Annotated in this window: 18 protein-coding genes and 10 pseudogenes; 13 read left to right on the top strand and 15 right to left on the bottom strand. The window is 48.7% G+C overall.

The window, feature by feature from the left end; genetic code table 11:
* Positions 1-57 precede the first annotated feature (57 nt).
* From ACD630_RS06020 to ACD630_RS06010, 3 genes and pseudogenes are all read left to right on the top strand, one after another.
* Positions 58-276 carry a hypothetical protein gene (locus tag ACD630_RS06020; protein ID WP_430358434.1) on the top strand — a complete coding sequence of 73 codons (219 nt, stop codon included), beginning with the start codon at positions 58-60 and terminating at the stop codon, positions 274-276.
* Positions 200-1,030, top strand: a complete 831-nt coding sequence (locus ACD630_RS06015) for an IS630 family transposase (RefSeq protein ID WP_430358433.1) — start codon at positions 200-202, stop codon at positions 1,028-1,030. Before ACD630_RS06020 ends, ACD630_RS06015 begins: the two co-directional genes overlap by 77 nt.
* Positions 948-1,166, top strand: a pseudogene (locus tag ACD630_RS06010) (transposase); the annotation flags it as partial. The gene ACD630_RS06015 and the pseudogene ACD630_RS06010, both read left to right, overlap by 83 nt.
* Before the next feature lie 22 nt (positions 1,167-1,188).
* Here the strand turns inward: ACD630_RS06010 and ACD630_RS06005 are convergent.
* On the bottom strand, positions 1,189-1,716 hold the full coding sequence (locus ACD630_RS06005; protein WP_430358432.1) for an IS630 transposase-related protein: 528 nt from the start codon (positions 1,714-1,716) through the stop codon (positions 1,189-1,191).
* Positions 1,717-2,019: 303 nt separating this feature from the next.
* Here ACD630_RS06005 and ACD630_RS06000 point away from each other — a divergent pair, with 303 nt between their 5' ends.
* Complete coding sequence (locus ACD630_RS06000) at positions 2,020-3,090, top strand: rhodanese-related sulfurtransferase (RefSeq protein WP_430358431.1); 1,071 nt, start codon at positions 2,020-2,022, stop codon at positions 3,088-3,090.
* A gap of 111 nt (positions 3,091-3,201) precedes the next feature.
* Here ACD630_RS06000 and bssS read toward each other — a convergent pair whose 3' ends face one another.
* The 8 genes and pseudogenes from bssS to pyrC form a co-directional block, all read right to left on the bottom strand.
* Positions 3,202-3,456, bottom strand: a complete 255-nt coding sequence (bssS, locus tag ACD630_RS05995) for a biofilm formation regulator BssS (protein WP_430358430.1) — start codon at positions 3,454-3,456, stop codon at positions 3,202-3,204.
* Between the two features lie 230 nt (positions 3,457-3,686).
* Positions 3,687-4,609: pseudogene (locus tag ACD630_RS05990) on the bottom strand (IS5 family transposase).
* Positions 4,610-4,715: 106 nt separating this feature from the next.
* Positions 4,716-4,973, bottom strand: a complete 258-nt coding sequence (locus tag ACD630_RS05985; RefSeq protein WP_430358429.1) for a hypothetical protein — start codon at positions 4,971-4,973, stop codon at positions 4,716-4,718.
* 182 nt (positions 4,974-5,155) lie between these two features.
* Positions 5,156-5,290 (bottom strand): annotated as a pseudogene (locus tag ACD630_RS05980) (DinI-like family protein); the annotation flags it as partial.
* 23 nt (positions 5,291-5,313) lie between these two features.
* On the bottom strand, positions 5,314-5,745 hold the full coding sequence (locus tag ACD630_RS05975; RefSeq protein WP_430359922.1) for a transposase: 432 nt from the start codon (positions 5,743-5,745) through the stop codon (positions 5,314-5,316).
* A 42-nt stretch (positions 5,746-5,787) separates the two neighbouring features.
* Complete coding sequence (locus ACD630_RS05970) at positions 5,788-6,135, bottom strand: IS630 transposase-related protein (protein ID WP_430358428.1); 348 nt, start codon at positions 6,133-6,135, stop codon at positions 5,788-5,790.
* Positions 6,136-6,276, bottom strand: a complete 141-nt coding sequence (locus ACD630_RS05965) for a DinI-like family protein (RefSeq protein WP_430358427.1) — start codon at positions 6,274-6,276, stop codon at positions 6,136-6,138.
* Positions 6,277-6,417: 141 nt separating this feature from the next.
* On the bottom strand, positions 6,418-7,461 hold the full coding sequence (gene pyrC, locus ACD630_RS05960; protein WP_430358426.1) for a dihydroorotase: 1,044 nt from the start codon (positions 7,459-7,461) through the stop codon (positions 6,418-6,420).
* Positions 7,462-7,776: 315 nt separating this feature from the next.
* Between pyrC and ACD630_RS05955 the strand changes: the two genes are divergently transcribed.
* From ACD630_RS05955 to ACD630_RS05940, 4 genes and pseudogenes are all read left to right on the top strand, one after another.
* The gene (locus ACD630_RS05955) at positions 7,777-8,049 is read left to right on the top strand and encodes an IS630 transposase-related protein (RefSeq protein WP_430358425.1); all 273 of its coding nucleotides are present in this window, start codon (positions 7,777-7,779) and stop codon (positions 8,047-8,049) included.
* A complete protein-coding gene (locus ACD630_RS05950) occupies positions 7,982-8,143 on the top strand; it encodes an IS630 transposase-related protein (protein ID WP_430358424.1) in 162 nt (53 codons plus the stop codon). The genes ACD630_RS05955 and ACD630_RS05950 overlap by 68 nt, the downstream gene beginning before the upstream one ends.
* Positions 8,067-8,354 (top strand): transposase, encoded by a 288-nt coding sequence (locus tag ACD630_RS05945; protein ID WP_430359921.1) that lies wholly within the window; start codon positions 8,067-8,069, stop codon positions 8,352-8,354. The genes ACD630_RS05950 and ACD630_RS05945 overlap by 77 nt, the downstream gene beginning before the upstream one ends.
* Before the next feature lie 33 nt (positions 8,355-8,387).
* A pseudogene (locus tag ACD630_RS05940) lies at positions 8,388-9,320 on the top strand (IS630 family transposase); the annotation flags it as partial.
* Between the two features lie 31 nt (positions 9,321-9,351).
* On the opposite strand, the gene ACD630_RS05935 reads toward ACD630_RS05940, so the two are convergent.
* The gene (locus tag ACD630_RS05935) at positions 9,352-9,474 is read right to left on the bottom strand and encodes a hypothetical protein (RefSeq protein WP_430358423.1); all 123 of its coding nucleotides are present in this window, start codon (positions 9,472-9,474) and stop codon (positions 9,352-9,354) included.
* Between the two features lie 123 nt (positions 9,475-9,597).
* Between ACD630_RS05935 and ACD630_RS05930 the strand changes: the two genes are divergently transcribed.
* A complete protein-coding gene (locus ACD630_RS05930) occupies positions 9,598-9,903 on the top strand; it encodes a GIY-YIG nuclease family protein (RefSeq protein ID WP_430358422.1) in 306 nt (101 codons plus the stop codon).
* Between the two features lie 5 nt (positions 9,904-9,908).
* Here the strand turns inward: ACD630_RS05930 and ACD630_RS05925 are convergent, their stop codons facing one another.
* Positions 9,909-10,418 carry a GNAT family N-acetyltransferase gene (locus tag ACD630_RS05925; protein WP_430358421.1) on the bottom strand — a complete coding sequence of 170 codons (510 nt, stop codon included), beginning with the start codon at positions 10,416-10,418 and terminating at the stop codon, positions 9,909-9,911.
* Positions 10,412-10,936 carry a ubiquinone anaerobic biosynthesis accessory factor UbiT gene (gene ubiT / locus ACD630_RS05920; protein WP_430358420.1) on the bottom strand — a complete coding sequence of 175 codons (525 nt, stop codon included), beginning with the start codon at positions 10,934-10,936 and terminating at the stop codon, positions 10,412-10,414. The genes ACD630_RS05925 and ubiT overlap by 7 nt, the downstream gene beginning before the upstream one ends.
* Positions 10,937-11,305: 369 nt before the next feature.
* Here ubiT and ubiU point away from each other — a divergent pair.
* From ubiU to ACD630_RS05905, 3 pseudogenes are all read left to right on the top strand, one after another.
* Positions 11,306-12,213 (top strand): annotated as a pseudogene (gene ubiU, locus ACD630_RS05915) (ubiquinone anaerobic biosynthesis protein UbiU); the annotation flags it as partial.
* A pseudogene (locus ACD630_RS05910) lies at positions 12,205-12,633 on the top strand (U32 family peptidase); the annotation flags it as partial. The pseudogenes ubiU and ACD630_RS05910, both read left to right, overlap by 9 nt.
* Before the next feature lie 96 nt (positions 12,634-12,729).
* Positions 12,730-12,984, top strand: a pseudogene (locus tag ACD630_RS05905) (LLM class flavin-dependent oxidoreductase); the annotation flags it as partial.
* A 192-nt stretch (positions 12,985-13,176) separates the two neighbouring features.
* Here the strand turns inward: ACD630_RS05905 and ACD630_RS05900 are convergent.
* A pseudogene (locus ACD630_RS05900) lies at positions 13,177-14,218 on the bottom strand (IS481 family transposase).
* 113 nt (positions 14,219-14,331) lie between these two features.
* Positions 14,332-15,125 (bottom strand): annotated as a pseudogene (locus tag ACD630_RS05895) (IS5 family transposase).
* Positions 15,126-15,259: 134 nt separating this feature from the next.
* Here ACD630_RS05895 and ACD630_RS05890 point away from each other — a divergent pair.
* A pseudogene (locus ACD630_RS05890) lies at positions 15,260-15,565 on the top strand (LLM class flavin-dependent oxidoreductase); the annotation flags it as partial.
* Positions 15,566-15,583: 18 nt separating this feature from the next.
* On the opposite strand, the gene ACD630_RS05885 reads toward ACD630_RS05890, so the two are convergent.
* Positions 15,584-15,808 carry a transposase gene (locus ACD630_RS05885; protein ID WP_430359920.1) on the bottom strand — a complete coding sequence of 75 codons (225 nt, stop codon included), beginning with the start codon at positions 15,806-15,808 and terminating at the stop codon, positions 15,584-15,586.
* Between the last annotated feature and the right edge of the window lie 7 nt (positions 15,809-15,815).

Here is a 15,815-nt window from a genome sequence, read left to right as displayed (position 1 = left end):
GGAAAATGCGCGCTAGCGAAAGATCTGGCTGACGGCTTCGGCCACTGTCTCTACCTGATGCTCCTGCAACTGGCTGATACTGAGCCGAATAAACTCTCCGCTTTTTACCCCGCTCCCACGCCAACCCTCACGGCAATGCCACGCACGGCCAAGATTACCAGCGCATGGCGCTCCGAAGGTATAGCCAACCGACTTAAAAATGATTACAGCCAATATCCTGATATGTGGCAAAAAAATACAGCTAATTGTTATCAAAATAATGTCGCTTGGCTATAAATCCGAGTTGATAAAAGATGTTGAACCATATCCAGATGCTTACCAAAAAGAACGTGCAGAGCGTTTTGGCGTTTGTCAGAAGGCCATTTGGCAAGCTCTTAAAAAGCTGGGATTGACCTATAAAAAAACGCTACGTCATCCGAAAGCCGACGAAAGCGCCCGGCAAGCATTTCAACAAAAAATACAACAGTATGAAAAAGAAGGTAAACCTATTGTTTTTATTGATGAAAGTGGTTTTCCACACGATACCCCACGGACTCACGGCTATTCCCCAAAAGGTCAACGGTGTTTTGGCCTGAAGAACGGGGGAGCCAAGGGAAGAACAAATGTTATCGGCGCGTTATTAGGCACAACGCTGTTTGCTATCGGATTATTTGATATCAATATTAACAGCGATGTTTTCTATTCCTGGGTCACACAAGTCCTTATCCCAGTACTCCCTAAAAACAGTGTAATCGTGATGGACAATGCAACTTTTCACAAAAAACATAATATTCAACAAGTCATCATCGAGGCAGGGTATATGGTGGAGTATTTGCCTACATATTCGCCAGATCTTAACCCCATTGAGCATAAATGGGCACAAGCAAAAAGCAAAAAAAGAGAGTGGTTGCGATGCCGAGATTTTGTTCTCAGTCCATATGGTGTAATCAAAATTAAGTCGCTTGGCTATAATCTACACGACGAACGCTATAGAATCACTGAACAGCGTGCTCCGGCATGCAATCAAGAAACGCAAGGTGTTCCCGACTGATGACTCGGTGAAGAAGGTCGTATGGCTGGCAATCCAGGCGGCATCACAGAAATGGACGATGCCCTTACAGGACTGGCGTATTGCAATGAGTCGCTTTATTATCGAGTTCGGTGACCGCCTTGACGGTCACTTCTGAGGAAAGGCATTTACACAACATCTTAAACAGGCTCTAATAACGCGCCGATAACATTTGTTCTTTCCTTGGCTCCCCCGTTCTTCAGGCCAAAACACCGTTGACCTTTTGGGGAATAGCCGTGAGTCCGTGGGGTATCGTGTGGAAAACCACTTTCATCAATAAAAACAATAGGTTTGCCTTCTTTTTCATACTGTTGTATTTTTTGTTGAAATGCTTGCCGGGCGCTTTCGTCGGCTTTCGGATGACGTAGCGTTTTTTTATAGGTCAATCCCAGCTTTTTAAGAGCTTGCCAAATGGCCTTCTGACAAACGCCAAAACGCTCTGCACGTTCTTTTTGGTAAGCATCTGGATATGGTTCAACATCTTTTATCAACTCGGATTTATCGCTCTTTCGCTGACGCGTGGTCGATGCTTTTGACGCTATTTGATTAATCCAACGCGATACAGAGGCAGGGCCAATCCGAAATTGCTTCGCTGTTTCTCGGATACTCAACCCTTCTTCTTCCGCTGTAGATATCACTTTACGTCTAAAATCAATTGAATAGCTCATTTAAATAATGTAATCAAAATTAAGTCTTTTAGCTATATCAGCTGCCTGGCAGCATTACGAATGAGTTCATGCAAGGGATCACCGGCAATATCTGGTTCTGCGGAGACCTGTAGGGTAGACTTTTTCATGGGGTATCATCTCTCTGTTGTTGAAATCATCCACGAAATCAATCAGCAGGATACGCAACCCTCCCCGAAACCCCGTACACCAGAAATGAGCATAACTCATAATCCCGCGCGTTACGCACATGTCTCCGTAACGTTATAATCTGGTTAACCCTCGCTGAAGACAGGAACGTACACCATGTCAGTGTTACACAACCGTGTTTCCAATGAGGAACTGAAAGCACGTATGCTCGCGGAAACCGAGCCGCGTACCACAGTTTCCTTTTACAAATATTTTGCGCTTGATGATGCACAAGCGTTTCGCGATAACCTCTACGTACAATTTCTGCAATGTCAAGTATTTGGCCGTGTCTACGTGGCAACTGAAGGTATTAATGCGCAGGTGAGTGTGCCTGCCAGCCGCTTCGACGACTTTAAGGCGGCGCTGTACAGCGCGCATCCGGCGTTGGACAGTGTCCGGCTGAATGTGGCACTGGATGATGACGGAAAATCTTTTTGGGCACTGCGCATGAAAGTTCGCGATCGCATTGTCGCGGATGGCATCGACGATCCGACCTTTAATCCCAGCGATGTTGGTACCTATCTGAAAGCCGAAGCGGTTAACGCCATGGCGAACGATCCGGACACGCTGTTTGTCGATATGCGTAATTATTATGAATATGAAGTAGGGCATTTTGAAAATGCACTGGAAGTACCTTCCGATACTTTCCGCGAGCAATTGCCGATGGCCGCAGAAATGCTCGCTGAGGCGCGTGAAAAAAATATCGTGATGTATTGCACTGGCGGTATTCGCTGTGAAAAGGCCAGCGCCTATATGCGCCATCAGGGTTTTAAGAACGTTTATCATGTGGAAGGTGGCATCATTGAATATACCTGTCAGGCGAAGGCCCAAGGCCTACCGGTAAAATTCATCGGTAAAAACTTTGTCTTCGATGAACGCATGGGAGAACGCATCACCGACGATATTATCGCCCACTGCCACCAATGTGGTGAACCGTGCGATACCCACACCAACTGCCGCAATGCAGGGTGTCATTTATTGTTTATTCAGTGCCCCCGCTGCCAGGTGTCCTATCAGGGCTATTGTAGTGATGCCTGTCAGAGCGAGTTGGCGTTACCGCTGGAAGAGCAGCGTGAGCGGCGTCGCGGACGTCAAACCAGCATGAAGATTTTTAATAAATCACGCGATCGGCTCAGAGGGGCGCTGCATATCCCGGCGCCTGATGAAAACGGCAGCCGTGAACAGTGACAGGGTATTCATGGGGCGCGGTTAATCGGGAAACTTAAGCGCACTGAATATGACGACACCGCCATCAGGCGGTGTCGTCAAGGGATAATCGGTTACTGTGAAATCGGTAGACTAGTGTTTAAGTAAATCTTGAGGCTGAAAATCTGTCGACTCAATTTTAGCAATACCCGCTTCAAGAATATAAATAAGTTGCCTTGCTACATCGGTAGTAAGCCATAAGGTTCGGCCTACATTTGCCTCTGCGGGAGCCTGGTCTGGGGTGGTTAAATAATGCAAACGGATCATCATGGCGTCATAACTGTCAACGGTGCTGATATCCCATCCTACAAGAGGATGTGTCTGAATAACTTCATTTTTTCTGTCCATACATACCCCTTATTGACTAGTTACTAACATGAGTGACTAACGAGGCTTGGGCGGCTCCTTATTGACAAGAGCAACTTGAGTATACTGTGACTTTTGCACAACAGGTGAGTCATTTCGACCCTTTTTTCAAAGAAAAATTTCTGGATATGATATCCACACATTTAAAATGGATATCGGCTTTGTTGAATAAATCAGAACTTGTAACGACTGCGCCCCATACGGGTCGATTGTTACGTGATGCGAATACTGTTCGGCATTCCTAATAGCGTGATCAGGTTAAGCGCTTTGACCATGGCCATGGCTTCACCCACCTGACCATCGTAGTCTCTCAGACTTAGATGACCACCCAGAAGCCTTTTGAACCGGAACATGGCCGTTTCAGCCACTGAGCGCCGGTGATAGCCCACTTTCTTTTTCCAGATATCGTTACTACCGCTAATGCGCTGATTTGCAACAGCGTGGTTACGCTCGTGGTAGCGATCTTGCCAATATTGCGCCCCCTTCGTGGCGGGATAAGCGGCCTTATTTTCTTTCTCAGCAGAGCATCATAGCAGTAAACTGTATCCTAAGCACCGTCAGCCGATGCCTCTCTGATTTTCCGGTGGGTCTGGTTTATCAGCGCCGGTAGAGCTTGGGCATCAGTCGTACCACTGAGCGACAAATCCGCACAGATAATCTCATGCGTCACACTGTCTACTGCCAGGTGCAGCTTACGCCATACCCTGCGTCTGTCGGCACCATGCTGCCGGACTTTCCATTCGCCTTCGCCAAAGACCTTCAGGCCGGTTCCATCAATGACCAGATGTGAGATTTCACCACGGGTTGGCGTTTTTATGCTGATGTTCACTGTCTTTGCTCGCTTGCTGAGCAGCGAATAGTCTGGACAATGGAGCGACAATTTAATCAGTTTAAAAATCGAGTCACCAAAGCCCTGTAAAGCCCTCAATGAAAGGCCAAACACGCGTTTCATCATCAGGACTGTGGTGATGGCCATATCTGAGTAGTGGAGCGATCGTCCACGCCGTTCAGTAGTGTTTTTTTCCATCCATGCAGCAATGGCTGATTCATCTAGCCATACGGTTAGAGAACCGCGCTGCTTGAGGGCCTTGTTATAAGAGGGGCAGTTGGTGATTTTAAAATTTTGTTTTGCCATGGAGACCTGATTTTGAAACAACTGTGTTGATCTGCTCCGATGATTACCCAAAAGTTCTATTTATTCAACAAAGCCGTGGATATCAGTCAGGCGGGCACAAAACAGGTTATTCGGCGCTAATACCGGCATGCTTTTCAAACACGGCAATAAGCAACGCCAGATGTTTTTTGGTCTGCTCTGCGCGGTGTTCGTTGTGCGATTCCAGTTTCAAATTATGTAGCAACAGCTGTGCCGTTCTTTCATCCAATGCAAATGCAAGGGAGGAAAACGCCAGTTCCAGCGCATCAATCTTGTGCTGCTGGTCTCCAATGAGCGTCAATAATTCGCCGAATGTCATGGCTTGTTCTGGTTTCTCTACCGTCATTGTCATGTCTCTCCGTCATCGAGCATCTACAGGCTAGTGTGAAGATTATAGCAAAGCGACATTATTTTGATAACAATTAGCTGTATTTTTTTGCCACATATCAGGGCATTGGCTGTAATCATTTTTAAGTCGGTTGGCTATACAAGGATAAAATAGAAGGTCTCGATTATTAATTCCAGTGATTATTCCGCGCTAAACCAATCGTCGGCGCTCTCCCAGGTTTCCTGAATAATTTCTGAAATTAACGCCTTATCATCCTTGTTTCCTCCCAATACGCTCAGATTGTTGGCTGCGGCGTAACGGACCTGAATGGCACTATAGCCAAGCGACTTAATTTTGATTACACTATATGGACTGAGAACAAAATCTCTGTATCGCAACCACTCTCTCTTTTTTTGCTTTTTGCTTGTGCCCATTTATGCTCAATGGGGTTAAGATCTGGCGAATATGTAGGCAAATACTCCACCATATACCCTGCCTCGATGATGACTTGTTGAATATTATGTTTTTTGTGAAAAGTTGCATTGTCCATCACGATTACACTGTTTTTAAGGAGTACTGGGATAAGGACTTGTGTGACCCAGGAATAGAAAACATCGCTGTTAATATTGATATCAAATAATCCGATAGCAAACAGCGTTGTGCCTAATAACGCGCCGATAACATTTGTTCTTTCCTTGGTTCCCCCGTTCTTCAGGCCAAAACACCGTTGACCTTTTGGGGAATAGCCGTGAGTCCGTGGGGTATCGTGTGGAAAACCACTTTCATCAATAAAAACAATAGGTTTACCTTATTTTTCATACTGTTGTATTTTTTATTGAAGTGCTTGCCGGGCGCTTTCGTCGGCTTTCGGATGACGTAGAGTTTTTTTATAGGTCAATCCCAGCTTTTTAAGAGCGTGCCAAATGGCCTTCTGACAAACGCCAAAACGCTCTGCACGTTCTTTTTGGTAAGCATCTGGATATGGTTCAACATCTTTTATCAACTCGGATTTATCGCTCTTTCGCTGACGCGTGGTCGATGCTTTTGACGCTATTTGATTAATCCAACGCGATACAGAGGCAGGGCCAATCCGAAATTGCTTCGCTGTTTCCCGGATACTCAACCCTTCTTCTTCCCGTGTAGATATCACTTTACGTCTAAAATCAATTGAATAGCTCATTTAAATAATGTAATCAAAATTAAGTCGTTTAGCTATATCGGGATAATAACGGTGTACGCGCTGGGTCAATTCGTGCGTCAAGGCTTCAAGGGCGCCAGCGGGTAAAGGGGCTGATTTGGCTAATGTGAGTTCTACGCGCATGATACTCTCCTTTAATTTACTGGTTATTTATACAGTCAAAGATCAGGGAGAGAAATAGGGCTGATACAAATATGTGGTGGTGAAATGCAAAGGCCGTTAAAAGCCTGTGCGCTGCGAATACGCCGCACACGGGTGGTGAGATTAACGTACTTGCCAGTCCAAGGTTTGACCGGCAAGGAAGGGCACCAGCGCGTCATCCGCTAAGGCGATGCTTTCTGGGAAGGTTGTGGGAGCCTTATGCAGTTCAATCCAGCCCTCATTGATCGGTAAACCGTAAAATGCGGGTCCATTGAGCGAGCAGAACGCTTCTAACTTATCCAGCGCGCCGATCTCCTCAAACACGGTGGCGTAGGCACAAAGCGCGGCCTGCGCGTTGAATACCCCGGCACAGCCACAACTTGCTTCTTTCTTGTGGCGCGCATGAGGCGCTGAATCCGTACCGAGAAAGAAACGGTCGGAACCACTGGCGACCGCATCGCGCAGTGCCTGTTGGTGAATATTACGTTTCAGAATCGGCAGGCAATACAAGTGAGGCCGCACACCGCCCACCAGCATGTGGTTGCGGTTAAACATCAGGTGTTGCGGCGTTACGGTAGCGCCCAGATAGCGATCGCCGTCCAACACGTATTGTGCGGCTTCGAGGGTTGTTATGTGTTCAAACACGATTTTCAGTGTAGGGAAGCGTTTGCGCAGCGGCTCCATGACTGATTCGATAAAACGGGCTTCGCGGTCGAAAATATCGATCGCTGGATCGGTCACTTCGCCGTGAATCAGCAGCGGCATGCCGATGTCTGCCATTTGCTCAAGGATAGGGTAGATAGTGGCAACATCGGTAACACCAAAACTGGAGTTGGTGGTCGCGTTTGCTGGATAGAGCTTGGCGGCGGTAAATATCCCTTGTTGGAAGCCTGCCACGACCTCTTCCGCGTCTAGCGAGTCTGTCAGATAGCATGTCATCAACGGTTGAAAATCGTCACCTGCCGGGATCGTGGCGAGAATGCGTTCGCGATAGGCCAGCGCACTGGCGATGGTGGTGATCGGCGGTGTCAGGTTGGGCATTACAATCGCGCGGCCAAAATGACGACTGGTAAACGGTAACACGGTTGCGAGTACGTCATCGTCGCGCAGGTGAAGATGCCAGTCATCAGGACGGCGAATTTTTAATACGGTAGACAGTGTTGTCATGAAAAGCGCTCCAGCGAGCTAAATGCTAAATGTGACGAGCAGATACGGCGGGACACAAGCATAAGCGCAAAGTGCTGGGAATGCACCCGTTTGTTGCTGGCGAAACCTTATTCGAAGTGAGTGGCGTTCTGTGCTAACCACGGTGGTACACAGGGTACACGGTGGGGAAAGAGTAGCGTATGGTAAGTCCCATCGCTAATTTCTCAGTCTGGCCATTCAAGGCCCGTTGGGATACCCATAGCCAACCGACTTAAAAATGATTACAGCTAATGCCCTGATATAGCTAAACGACCTAATTTTGATTACATTATTTAAATGAGCTATTCAATTGATTTTAGACGTAAAGTGATATCTACACGGGAAGAAGAAGGGTTGAGTATCCGAGAAACAGCGAAGCAATTTCGGATTGCCCCTGCCTCTGTATCGCGTTGGATTAATCAAATAGCGTCAAAAGCATCGACCACGCGTCAGCGAAAGATCGATAAATCCGAGTTGATAAAAGATGTTGAACCATATCCAGATGCTTACCAAAAAAGAACGTGCAGAGCGTTTTGGCGTTTGTCAGAAGGCCATTTGGCACGCTCTTAAAAAGCTGGGATTGACCTATAAAAAAAACTCTACGTCATCCGAAAGCCGACGAAAGCGCCCGGCAAGCATTTCAACAAAAAATACAACAGTATGAAAAAGAAGGTAAACCTATTGTTTTTATTGATGAACATGGTTTTCCACACGATACCCCACGGACTCACGGCTATTCCCCAAAAGGTCAACGGTGTTTTGGGCTGAAAAACTGGGGAGGCAAGGGAAGAACAAATGTTATCGGCGCTTTATTAGGCACAACGCTGTTTGCTATCGGATTATTTGATATACCCGTGATCATTGAAGATGCTTGATTTTACGCGGTAAGAAGATCATGCTCACCCGCTATGAAGATATTTATTACCGACAACCAAAAAGCCGAACTCGAACACCTTCATGACACCAGTCGTGATAAGCGTTTTTGTGATCGCATCAAAGCCGTCCTGCTGGCCTCCGAAGGCTGGAGCTCTGCGATGATTGCGCAAGCTCTGCGTCTGCACGAAACGACGGTAAACCAACATATCAACGATTACGTCAACACTCGCAAACTTAAACCTGAAAACGGTGGGTCTGCAAGTCGGCTTTGTGCTGAAAAGACTGCGCTCTTAATCAGCTAGTTATCTCAACATCTCTTCCATCATACCCACGACATCGTGGCTTATGTCGAACATCGCTGGGCTATCCGATTCAGTATTCCCGGCATGAACAAGTGGTTGCACCGTCATGGTTTCTCCTACAAAAAACCGGCGGGCGTACCCCATAAATTCAGTGAAGAAAATCAGAAGCATTTCATTGAATATTATGAGAATTTAAAGAAAACAGCCGGCAATGAGGCGATTCTGTTTATCGATGCGGTTCATCCGACACAAGCCACAAAGCTCAGTTATGGATGGATACGAAAAGGGCATAAAAAGTCAGTTAAAACAACGGGAAGTCGAACCCGTCTGAATATACTGGGTGCGCTGAATCTGAGCGATATCGGCGGTACGGTTATTCACGATTACAAAACAATTAATGACTACAACATTGCTCGTTTTTTCATTGAGATACGCAAACGTTACCCTGATTACCGACAGAGAATCCATGTAATACTGGACGGTGCAGGTTATCACCGAACCCAATTGATTAAGGATTGGGCCTTTGTCGTGAACATAGAGCTTCACTATTTACCGCCTTACAGTCCGAATCTGAACGCGATAGAACGCCTGTGGAAAGTGATGAATGAGCATGCACGGAATAATCGCCATTTTGAAAACACCCGCGATTTTCGGGATGCAATAGGCTTTGTTGAATAAACTGTATTAGTCGCGACTAGATCTGACACTGGACCTTGAAAGGTTGAGAGTTACCGGTTTTGATATAGCCAAGCGACATTATTTTGATAACAATTAGCTGTATTTTTTTGCCACATATCAGGGCATTGGCTGTAATCATTTTTAAGTCGGTTGGCTATAAAGTTAGCGTTACATCAAGACCATATAAAAAATAAGGTTTTTTGAATTCAGAGCTTCAAGCTACACTGCCATTATCGTGACTGATAAAGACGCCCCCTTAACCATGACAGATGCCTCACGCCCCCAATGGCAACTCTATATGCTGCGCACCGCTAACGGCGCGCTCTATACTGGTATCACGCGCGATGATGTGGCACGCAGAGTGGCACAGCACCAGGATGGAAAAGGCGCAAAGGCACTGCGAGGGAAAGGCGAACTGACACTGGTCTATCACTGTGAGGTGGGGGATCACACCACGGCGTTACGGCTGGAATACCGCCTGAAGCAACTGAGCAAGCAGCAAAAAGAGAGGCTGGTGCGCGACCAGCCTACGACGCTCTCTGACTATATACGTGCTGATGTTCCCTAAAGCGCTCAGGGCAGAAAACGTTGGAAGGGCACAGCATAATCCACGATGCCACTCACGCCTTCAAAATGGTTATCGGAAAGCGGGTACATCTGGAAAGCGTCATCACTATCAGGCCAGCGGCAGCGTAACTGCTGCTCCCGGGCAGGCACAAAACCAAAGCGAGCATAATAAGCGGGAGAACCGAGCACCACCACGGCGGTGTAACCAAACTCGTTTAGCGCATCCAGCCCTTCGTAAACCAGCTTTTCACCCCATCCTTGACGGCGCAGCGTTTCATCTACCACTAGCGGCCCCAAAGCGACCCACTGACGCTCTTCCTCTGCAATGGTCACAGGGCTAAAAGCGACGTATCCCATCACCACGCCTTCGTCATCCGTCGCGACTACGCCAAGCGTTAACAGCCCGTCTTCCCGCAGTTGATGAACCAGTTCGGCCTCTGCCGAGGTGGGAAACGCACGACGCAGCAGCGCATCAATACCCGCTGCATCTACCGGAATTTCCACCCGTACTAACATGTGGTGACCGCGCGATCGTCAGCGTGCATCGCGCCCTCATGTAATCCCGCCTCAACGAAATCGGCCAGACGCAGCAAACCAATGCGCAACGGCGCTGGCATGGCATCCAGATCGATAGAATCCATCAGGTTTTTAACATACAGCCCCAGTTCAGTATCGCCTTCAATGCGCAAACGACGCTGGAAAAATAGCGTATCGGGATCTTCACGGTGTGCGGCGATCAGTACCAGATCGTTGGCTTCAGCGCTGAAGCTGACGTCTTCCACTTCATGCTGGCTCACCACCAAGCGATCGTCTCGCAATGTCACAAACCAGGTCAGCCCGACATCACGGACTTCCACTTTCAGCCAGCGTTCTGTCAGAAATGACAGCTCTCCTTCACCCAACGCCTGCTGAAACTGCCAGCTCAGTACCCGCTCCAACACCTGCCGCTGTAGGGCAAATGGGTTGAATTTCAGAGGCTTACCTAACAAGGCAGGACCTTGACGCACAATCTGTGCCCGTAGTTTTTCCAACACTGATGTACCCCTTATAAAGCAAACCGTTCAATCCAAACCACTCACCCGCTGAACGCAGGGTCCGCTCGGGCCATGCGCACCGCATGTGCTGCTTTTCTCATCGCACTATTTTGCCACAGTCCAGTAAAGCAGACGCGATGCCGGGTCAATAATTTCATTATTATGCAAGAAAATCTCGGTAATGCATGCAAGCAACCCCTATTCATTACACGATAAGCTGGCCTAAATCAAAGTGCTGCACCAGCGGGTTAATTAAGATTCCCTAACGTTAAAGAAGGGTCGTGCGTTGATATCCCCATTTTCCGCATGTCCCCGCCCTGCATCAGCCCTGACATGACATCATGCTGCCTGATGAATGAGGAAACCCGTATGGAATTACTGTCCCCCGCAGGGAACCTGCCTGCACTGAAAGCGGCAATTGATAACGGTGCCGACGCTGTTTACACCGGGCTAAAAGACGATACCAACGCACGCCACTTCGCTGGGTTGAACTTCACGGACAAGAAGTTGCAGGAGGCGAGCGACTATGTGCATCGCCATCAGCGCAAATTGCATATCGCCATCAGCGCAAATTGCATATCGCCATCAATACGTTTGCCCACCCAAACGGCTATCAACGCTGGGAACGCGCTGTCGATATGGCGGCCAATATGGGTGCCGATGCGCTGATCATAGCTGATCTTGCCATGCTTGAGTATGCCGCAGAGCGCTATCCGCATATTGAACGGCACGTCTCTGTACAAGCATCTGCCACTAACGAAGAAGCAATTCGTTTTTATCAGCGCCACTTTGCAGTTCACCGCATCGTACTGCCTCGCGTATTGTCGATCCATCAGGTTAAGCAATTGGCACGTACAAGCCCGGTGCCTCTGGAAGTGTTCGCGTTCGGCAGCCTGTGCATCATGGCTGAAGGTCGCTGTTACCTCTCCTCCTACCTGACGGGGGAATCCTCCAATACCGTCGGTGCCTGTTCGCCCGCTCGTTTTGTGCGCTGGCAGCAAACCGAAAAAGGGATGGAATCGCGCTTGAATAATGTTCTGATCGAGAGATATCAGGACGATGAAAATGCCGGTTATCCCACGCTCTGCAAAGGTCACTATCTGGTGGGCGGCGAGCGTTACCACGCACTGGAAGAACCAACCAGCCTGAACACGCTGGAGTTACTGCCGGAACTGATGGCAGCCAACATTGCCTCAGTAAAAATTGAAGGACGCCAGCGCAGCCCGGCCTATGTCAGCCAAATCACCCGCGTCTGGCGACAAGCCATTGACCAATGCGATGAGCTCGGTTTTCGCCATCAGTTCGAGGTGGAGGTGCTGAGTTACGGGCACTTGCCGCTGGCTTATTCAGCGCGCTGTTTCACCGCTCGCTCAGAAAACCGCGCCAAGGATGAGTGTGAAACCTGCTGCATCAAGTACCCGCAGGGGTGCGCCATGCTGTCGCAGGAAAACCAGCGCGTGTTTGTGCTCAACGGTATCCAGACGCAGAGCGGCTATTGCTATAACCTCGGCAACTAACTGGCGTCCATGCAAGGTCTGGTGGATATCGTTCGCTTGTCGCCACAGTCGTTGGATACGCTGACCCTGGTCGATAGCTTCCGCGCTAACGAGCAAGGTCAGGCACCACTGTCCCTGACGAAAGATGCCGATTGTAACGGCTACTGGCGACGCGTCGCCGGTCTGGAATTGGTGTCCTGACTGGCGTCGGGCGGTGATCCGCCCGATCGCCCGTTTTGAATATAAAAAAGTGCGGGCGTGTGCAATACTGTGAAAAAACACAGTGAGCCTGCCGCAATGTCAACCGATACCCAAACAACACCATTTTCTCACGATATCCCGTTTTCCCTTCTGGATTTAGCGCCGATCCCACAGGGAGCGACGCCCAGAGATGCCTTTCATCATTCGCTCGATCTGGCGCAGCACGCGGAAAAATGGGGTTACCACCGTTATTAGTTAGCCGAGCACCACAACATGACCGGTATCGCCAGCGCCGCAACCTCGGTGCTGATCGGCTATCTTGCTTCCGGCACTGAACGCATCCGGCTAGGCTGTGCCCCTTAATTGCGTAACCGGCGGTAAAACAAGCGGATGCAGCCCAGTTTCACCATTGCTAGATATAGCCAACCGACTTAAAAATGATTACAGCCAATGCCCTGATACGTGGCAAAAAAATACACCTAATTTGTACTAGCTCAGACCTGATCTGACAGTTACCGATTATTTATATAGGTGTCTGTCAGATTACATCTGGTTCAGATTCTTTTCTGCCCAGATCCGTTTTCCATCGAGTAAAGTGGCCATCGGCGTACGCCCGCAGCACATTTTTCCCTGATGAGTTCGCTCAGTATTGTAATGCCACAACCAGTTGTCCAGATCTACCTGCAGGCTTTCCAGGTCTCCATATAACTTCTTGCCGAACGTAACCTGATAAAAATCCTGCAAAATGGTTTTATGGAAGCGCTCGCAGGTGCCGTTCGTCTGCGGAGACATCGCCTTCGTTTTCGTATGCTCGATATCGTTGATAGCCAGATAAAGCTGATAATCATGCTGCTCCACTTTACCACAGTACTCCGTACCCCTGTCGGTCAGTATTCTCAGCACCGGCAGTCCCTGAGCCTCGTAGAACGGGAGTACGCTATCATTGAGCAGGTCGGCGGCGGTGAGCGGTGTTTTATTCGTATACAGCTTGCAGTGCGCCACTTTCGAGTACGTATCCACGAACGTCTGCTGGTAGATACGGCCCACCCCCCTTCAGATTGCCCACGTAGAAGGTGTCCTGCGAGCCCAGATACCCGGGATGTGCCGTCTCGATTTCACCGCAGGCCTCATCATCGTGCGCCTTCTTCTCCAAGGCTGCGATTTGAGCGTCGGTAAGGACAATGCCTTCTCTGGCGACCTTTTCCTCAAGCGCCTTCAGGCGTTTACGGAAGTTCTCCAGGTCGTGTCGTTGCCAGATGGAGCGCACGCCGCTGCCGGAGATAAACACGCCTTTTTTACGCAGCTCATTACTGGTCCGGTGCTGCCCATGGGGCGGGAACTCAATAGCATAATCAACAACCGTGCGTTCAGTGGCTTCGTCGGCGCGGTTCTTCAGGTTCGGAACCCGGCGGTTCTGGTTAACCAGCGCATCAATGCCGCCTTCAGCAGCCAGTTCCTGATAACGGTAAAATGTATCGCGTGACACGCCCATGCTCTTGCAGGCTTTTGATACGTTACCGAGTTCTTCGGCGAGATTGAGCAGGCCGGCTTTGTGTTTGATAATGGGATTGTTAGTATGAAGTATGAGAGTTACCTCGCGTTTTGTTTAAGGATTAGACACCCATATCAAAACCGGTGACTCTCAACCTTTCAAGGTCCAGTGTCAGATCTAGTCGCGACTAATACACCTAATTGTTATCAAAATAATATCGCTTGGCTATAGTTTCTTGCCATTTTTTCATAACGTGTGGCGATCCGTCGATATTCCTTTAAACGGCCAAAACACCTTTCCACAACCTTGCGACGGCGATAAGCATCACGATCAAGTTGCGAGCGTCCATCTGAAGCCAGTTTTTCATTTGATTTTCAGGGAATAACTGTTTTTATCCCTCTTTTTTCAACTCGTTACGTAGTGCATTCCCAGAGTAGGCTTTGTCAGCCAGTACTGCATGGCCACGACGCTTCATGCTGCCGTTCTGGCGTTGCACGCCAATTCCGTCCAAGAGTCGTAACGCAAACAGGCTTTCGTGACCCTGCCCAGCACTCAGTTCGATGTTTAGCGGGATGCCGCTTCCGTCAGTCGCCATGTGGATTTTGGTGCCATAACCACCTCGTGAGCGACCCAGGCTATTATCGTTGGTAATATCGAGATGTTTTTTTGAGCGCCAGCCGCACATTTGAGCGCACGGATATTACTGCCATCCAGCGCAGTGGCTGACCAGTCAACAAGTCCATGAGCATCAAGAAAATGAAAGTAACTTATTGAAAATAATGTTAATGATTCCAGACTTTGACCATCTATTGAAACGGTTATAAACGGTTTTCCATGGGCCGTAACGTTCAGGTAAATCACGCCATGGTGCGCCTGAACACAGTATCCAGAACATGCCGTTGAAGATTTTTCGATGTTCTGCCCACGGCCGGCCGGCCCGCGGAGATGTCAAAACGGTTGGCAACAAGGGCTCAATGATTGCCCATGCTTCATCAATGATTGCCCATGCTTCATCAATGATTGCCCATGCTTCATCAATGATTGCCCATGCTTCATCAGAAATATCGTAGCGAGCCATAATCAAAAGTGTCGTAGAAACAGATGCATACTATAGCTCAAGCAATTAAGGGACACAGCCTAGGCTCCGGTGGCGTCATGCTGCCAAACCACTCCCCGCTGGTGATTGCCGAGCAGTTCGGTACGCTGGAATCACTCTATCCCGGGCGTATCGATTTAGGCTTGGGACGTGCGCCGGGCACCGATCAGCGTACCATGATGGCCCTGCGTCGCCACCAGAATGCGGAAATCGACGATTTCCCCCGCGATGTACAGGAATTACAACGCTATTTTGCTGATGCTCAACCAGACCAAGCGGTGCGTGCCGTACCGGGTCAAGGCTTACAGGTGCCCCTCTGGCTGTTGGGTTCCAGCCTCTATAGCCAAGCGACTTAATTTTGATTACACCATATGGACTGAGAACAAAATCTCTGTATCGCAACCACTCTCTCTTTTTTTGCTTTTTGCTTGTGCCCATTTATGCTCAATTGGGTTAAGATCTGGCGAATATGTAGGCAAATACTCCACCATATACCCTGCATCGATGATGACTTGTTGAATATTATGTTTTTTGTGAAAAGTTGCATTGTCCATCACGATTACACTGTTTTTAGGGAGTACTGGGATAAGGACT

The organism is Symbiopectobacterium sp. RP (genome assembly GCF_050472005.1).
In the GTDB taxonomy this organism is placed as follows: domain Bacteria; phylum Pseudomonadota; class Gammaproteobacteria; order Enterobacterales; family Enterobacteriaceae; genus Symbiopectobacterium.
The sequence above is the reverse complement of the archived record's forward strand: the minus strand, read 5'-3'. Positions and strand labels throughout refer to the sequence as shown.

What these genes read in the sequence shown, in the direction of transcription:
- ACD630_RS06020 (WP_430358434.1), top strand. Translation starts at nt 58, where the DNA reads ATGCTCCTGCAACTGGCTGATACTGAGCCGAATAAACTCTCCGCTTTT.
- ACD630_RS06015 (WP_430358433.1), top strand. Translation starts at nt 200, where the DNA reads ATGATTACAGCCAATATCCTGATATGTGGCAAAAAAATACAGCTAATT.
- ACD630_RS06005 (WP_430358432.1), bottom strand. Translation starts at nt 1,716, where the DNA reads ATGAGCTATTCAATTGATTTTAGACGTAAAGTGATATCTACAGCGGAA.
- ACD630_RS06000 (WP_430358431.1), top strand. Translation starts at nt 2,020, where the DNA reads ATGTCAGTGTTACACAACCGTGTTTCCAATGAGGAACTGAAAGCACGT.
- bssS (WP_430358430.1), bottom strand. Translation starts at nt 3,456, where the DNA reads ATGGACAGAAAAAATGAAGTTATTCAGACACATCCTCTTGTAGGATGG.
- ACD630_RS05985 (WP_430358429.1), bottom strand. Translation starts at nt 4,973, where the DNA reads ATGACGGTAGAGAAACCAGAACAAGCCATGACATTCGGCGAATTATTG.
- ACD630_RS05970 (WP_430358428.1), bottom strand. Translation starts at nt 6,135, where the DNA reads ATGAGCTATTCAATTGATTTTAGACGTAAAGTGATATCTACACGGGAA.
- ACD630_RS05965 (WP_430358427.1), bottom strand. Translation starts at nt 6,276, where the DNA reads ATGCGCGTAGAACTCACATTAGCCAAATCAGCCCCTTTACCCGCTGGC.
- pyrC (WP_430358426.1), bottom strand. Translation starts at nt 7,461, where the DNA reads ATGACAACACTGTCTACCGTATTAAAAATTCGCCGTCCTGATGACTGG.
- ACD630_RS05955 (WP_430358425.1), top strand. Translation starts at nt 7,777, where the DNA reads ATGAGCTATTCAATTGATTTTAGACGTAAAGTGATATCTACACGGGAA.
- ACD630_RS05950 (WP_430358424.1), top strand. Translation starts at nt 7,982, where the DNA reads ATGCTTACCAAAAAAGAACGTGCAGAGCGTTTTGGCGTTTGTCAGAAG.
- ACD630_RS05935 (WP_430358423.1), bottom strand. Translation starts at nt 9,474, where the DNA reads ATGATTACAGCCAATGCCCTGATATGTGGCAAAAAAATACAGCTAATT.
- ACD630_RS05930 (WP_430358422.1), top strand. Translation starts at nt 9,598, where the DNA reads ATGACAGATGCCTCACGCCCCCAATGGCAACTCTATATGCTGCGCACC.
- ACD630_RS05925 (WP_430358421.1), bottom strand. Translation starts at nt 10,418, where the DNA reads ATGTTAGTACGGGTGGAAATTCCGGTAGATGCAGCGGGTATTGATGCG.